The organism is Actinosynnema sp., from assembly GCF_052038725.1.
In genome coordinates, this window is sequence record NZ_JBQGCX010000089.1 from 1 (window position 1) to 3,811 (window position 3,811).

Consider the following 3,811-nt stretch of genomic DNA (forward strand, 5'->3'; position numbering starts at 1 on the left):
GTCGTAGCCGAACGGACGAGCGAAGGCGAACGCCAGCAGGTTGAGCGGCGAGAAGAGCCCGGCTTGCTGGTTGGCGGCGAACGGGACACCTCCCCAGACCTCCGGGTTCCAGAGGGGGAACCGCCCGGCGGCAATCTGTTCGCCGGCGAACTGGTAGAGCGGGTAATAGAACGAGTTGAAGTCGCCGCCGTTTTTGGGCAGCCAGGTGTCGCGCGTCAGCAGGACGCGCCAGAAGAAGCCGAGCCTGGTCGCGCCGTCCAGGGTCGCGGCGTCCTCGATCTCCTGCGGGATCGCGCGCATGAACGGACGCAGGATCACGATGGTGACGGGGAGGGAGAACGCGGCCTGCGGGAGCGCCACGCCCCAGGTGGACTCCAGGAGGCCGAGCTGGCGCAGCCAGGGGTAGAGCGGCAGGGCGGCCAGGCCCACGGGGACCAGCAGGCCCAGGGTGAACAGGGTGTAGACGGCCTCGCGGCCCTTGAAGCGGTAGCGGGACAGGGCGAAGCCCGCCGCCGAGCCGCAGGCGATCGCGAGGAGCGTGGCGACCAGGGCGATCGTGGCGCTGTTGCCCAGGAAGCGCCAGAACTCCCACGAGCCGAGGATCGACGCGTAGTTGTCCAGCACCCACGGGGCGGGCAGGCCCGCCGGGTCGTTGTTGATCTGGGCGTTCGTGCGGAACCCGCCGAGCACCACGAACAGCAGCGGCACGACGGTGATCCCGACGACCGCGATCGCGGCGGTGTACCCGGCGGCGAGCCCGGTCCTGGTGTGCGTGGCGGCCATCAGCCCAGCGCCCCCTCGGTGTCGCGGCGCAGCGCGAAGCGCTGGTACAGCAGGGCGAACGCGAAGCAGACCACGAAGACGATGACGGCGACGGCGCTGCCGTAGCCGATCTCGTAGCGCTTGAAGCCGTGGTCCACCAGGTAGGTCGCCATGGTGGTGGAGGCGTTCGCCGGGCCGCCCAGGGTCATGATCCACACCAGGTCGAACAGCTGGAGCGAGCCGATGACCGACAGGAACACCCAGATGCGGACGGTCGGGCCGAGCAGCGGCAGCAGCACGTGCCTGGTGGTCTGCCACGGGGTCGCGCCGTCCAGCGCGGCGGCCTCGCGCAGCTCCTCGGGGATGCCCTGGAGCCCGGCCAGCAGCAGGATGATGCCGAAGCCCAGGTACTTCCAGGTGATCACGCCGAACAGGGTGTAGAGCACCACCTCCGGGTCGGCGAGCCACTGCTGCACGAGGTCGCCGAGGCCGACGGCGCCGAGCACCCGGTCGGCGAACCCGCCGGGTTGCAGCACCATCAGCCACACCACGGCGGTGATCGCCTCGGACAGCACGTACGGGGCGAACACGATGGCGCGCAGGGCCGCCCGACCGCGCAGGCGGCGGTTGAGCAGCAGCGCGAGGCCGATGCTCAGCGGCAGCTGCACCGCGATCGACAGGACCGCGATGACCGCGTTGTGCCAGAAGGCGTCCTGGAACACCTTCCCGGTCAGCGCGTCGGCGTAGTTGCGCCAGCCGACGAAGTCGGTGAGCGGGCCGAAGCCGTTCCAGTCGTAGGCGCTGTAGAAGCCCGCGATCGCCATGGGGGCCAGGACGAACAGCCCGAACAGCAGGAGCGCGGGGGTCAGCAGCAGCGCCAGTTCCAGCCTGCGCGCCACCGGCATCACTTCGCCCCGTCCGCCGCCTCGTTGACCGCGTCGACGATGCCCTGCGGCGAGCCCTGACCCGCGAACAGGTTCGCGACGGCCTCGTTCAGCGCGGCGCCCACGTCGGTCGGGAAGGCCCGGTCGAAGTACATCTGGACGTACGGCGCCTTGCGGCCGTGCTCGGCGACGGTCTTGAGGTTCTCGGTCTTGAGGGCGCTGACGGCGGCCTCGTTGACCGGGAGGCCGGTGCCCGCGGCGGCCAGCTTGTTCTGGATCTCCGGGCCGGTCAGGTACTCCAGGAACTTCGCGCAGGCGGCTGCCGCGCGGGTGGTGCAGGAGAAGCCGTCACCGCCGCCGAGGACGGCCTCCGGGTCGCCCTGGCCGCCGGGGACGGTCGGGAACGGGAACCAGCCGACCTTGCTGTCGAGGTCCTTGTCCTCGGTGAGGGAGGACATGGTGCCGGGGTTCCAGTCGCCCTGCAGCTCCATGGCGGCCTTGCCGTTGGCCACCAGGCCCGCCGAGCTGCCCGCGCCCTGCTGGGCGGGGGTGCCGTTGAAGCCCTCCTGGAACGGCTCGGTCTTCAGGAAGTCGACCAGGTCCTGACCGGCCTTGACCCAGCACGGGTCGTCGAGCTTGAGGTTCTTCACCGAGGACTCGATGGTCTGCTGCGAGCACTCGCGGACGGCGAAGTAGTTCCAGTAGAAGGCGTCCGGCCAGCGGTCCTTGCCGCCGACCGCGATCGGGGCGAGCCCGGCGGCCTTGAGCTTGGCGACGGCGCCGTTCAGCTCGGCCATCGTGGTGGGCGGGGCGGTGATCCCGGCCTGGGTGAACAGGTCCTTGCGGTACCAGAAGCCCACGACGTGCTGGGCGAACGGGACGCCGAGCTGGCGGCCGTCGACCTGCCAGCCCTTGGCGAAGTCGCCGATGGTGGAGATCCACGACTTGCTCGCGTCGGTGATGTCGGCGAGCTTGCCGGAGGTGACCTGGGAGGCCAGGTCGCCGCCGCCCCACTGCTGGTAGACGTCCGGCGGCGTGGGCGACTGGAGGGCCAGGGGGATCTTGGTGGAGAAGCCCTCGTTCTGGATGGGCTGGGCCTCGATCGTGATGTCCGGGTTCTTGCCCTGGTAGTCGGTGACGACGTCCTGCCAGACCGTCTTGATCGGGTCGGAGGTGCCGTTGTGCCACCAGGTGAGGGTGATCGGGCCGGTGGGCTCCTGCGGGGCAGCCGGGCCACCGCAGGACGCGAGCAGGGAGAGCGCCGCCGCGGCGGCCAGTGCTCGGGTTAAGCGCATGAAGGGTCCACTCCTGACGTCGTCGGCCGAGTAGGACGTGCATGGGCTGAGCTGCCAGCGCAGTCTGGCCCTCGGTAAATTCTCGTGTCAATCGTTATCGATAACGTTTTACTTCTTGTAGTCTGCTGGCGTGCAGCCCGGTCCCCGCGCCACCATCCGAGACGTCGCCGCTCGGGCGGGCGTGTCCGTGGCCACCGTGTCCAAGGTGATCAACCAGCGGCACGGGGTGGCCGCCGCGACGTCCGCGCGGGTCAGGGCGGTGATCGAGGAGCTGGGCTACGAGGCCAGCCTGGTGGCGCAGAGCCTGCGCAACCACCGGACCAACGTGATCGGCGTGCTGGTCGCCGACCTGGAGCCGTTCAGCACCGAGCTGCTCAAGGGCGCGGCGGGCGCGATCCGGGGCAGCGGGTACGAGCTGGTGGTGTACTCGGCGGGCGGCGACCAGGCCGGGTGGGAGAAGCGGTACCTGTCGCGGCTGAGCGGGACGCTGGTCGACGGGGCGGTGGTGGTCACCCCGGCGGTGGTGCTGGAGGGGCTGCCAGGCACGCCCGTGGTGGCCGTCGACCCGCACACCGGGCCGTCGCGGGTGCCGACGATCGACTCGGACAACCTGCGCGGCGCCTGGGCCGCCACCTCGCACCTGCTGGCGCTGGGGCACCGGCGGATCGGGTTCCTGGCCGGGCGGCCGGACCTGCAGTCGGCGCAGCTGCGCGAGGCGGGGTGGCGGGGCGCGCTGGTCGAGGCCGGGGTGGCGGTGGACGAGTCGCTGGTGCGGATCGGCGGGTACGACCCGGCGGTGTCGCTCGGGGTGGCGCGCGAGCTGCTGACCTCGGCGGACCGGCCGACGGCGGTGTTCGCGGCGAACGACCT

General features: G+C 71.0%; 4 protein-coding genes. 1 reads left to right on the forward strand and 3 read right to left on the reverse strand.

Annotated features, from left to right (window positions below; all coding sequences use genetic code 11):
- From ACTUAL_RS01740 to ACTUAL_RS01750, 3 genes are all read right to left on the reverse strand, one after another.
- On the reverse strand, positions 1-783 hold a 783-nt coding region (locus tag ACTUAL_RS01740), incomplete at its 3' end, for a carbohydrate ABC transporter permease (RefSeq protein ID WP_440899027.1).
- The gene (locus ACTUAL_RS01745) at positions 783-1,667 is read right to left on the reverse strand and encodes a carbohydrate ABC transporter permease (RefSeq protein WP_096497743.1); all 885 of its coding nucleotides are present in this window, start codon (positions 1,665-1,667) and stop codon (positions 783-785) included. The genes ACTUAL_RS01740 and ACTUAL_RS01745, both read right to left, overlap by 1 nt.
- Positions 1,667-2,941, reverse strand: coding sequence for an extracellular solute-binding protein (locus tag ACTUAL_RS01750; protein WP_440899028.1), 1,275 nt, complete (start codon positions 2,939-2,941; stop codon positions 1,667-1,669). The genes ACTUAL_RS01745 and ACTUAL_RS01750 overlap by 1 nt, the downstream gene beginning before the upstream one ends.
- 130 nt (positions 2,942-3,071) lie before the next feature.
- Here ACTUAL_RS01750 and ACTUAL_RS01755 point away from each other — a divergent pair.
- Positions 3,072-3,811: LacI family DNA-binding transcriptional regulator (locus tag ACTUAL_RS01755; RefSeq protein WP_440899029.1), on the forward strand; the 740-nt coding region annotated here is incomplete at its 3' end.

Excerpts from the sequence above, each read along its gene's own strand:
- ACTUAL_RS01745 (WP_096497743.1), bottom strand. The coding sequence starts at position 1,667 with ATGCCGGTGGCGCGCAGGCTGGAACTGGCGCTGCTGCTGACCCCCGCG.
- ACTUAL_RS01750 (WP_440899028.1), bottom strand. The coding sequence starts at position 2,941 with ATGCGCTTAACCCGAGCACTGGCCGCCGCGGCGGCGCTCTCCCTGCTC.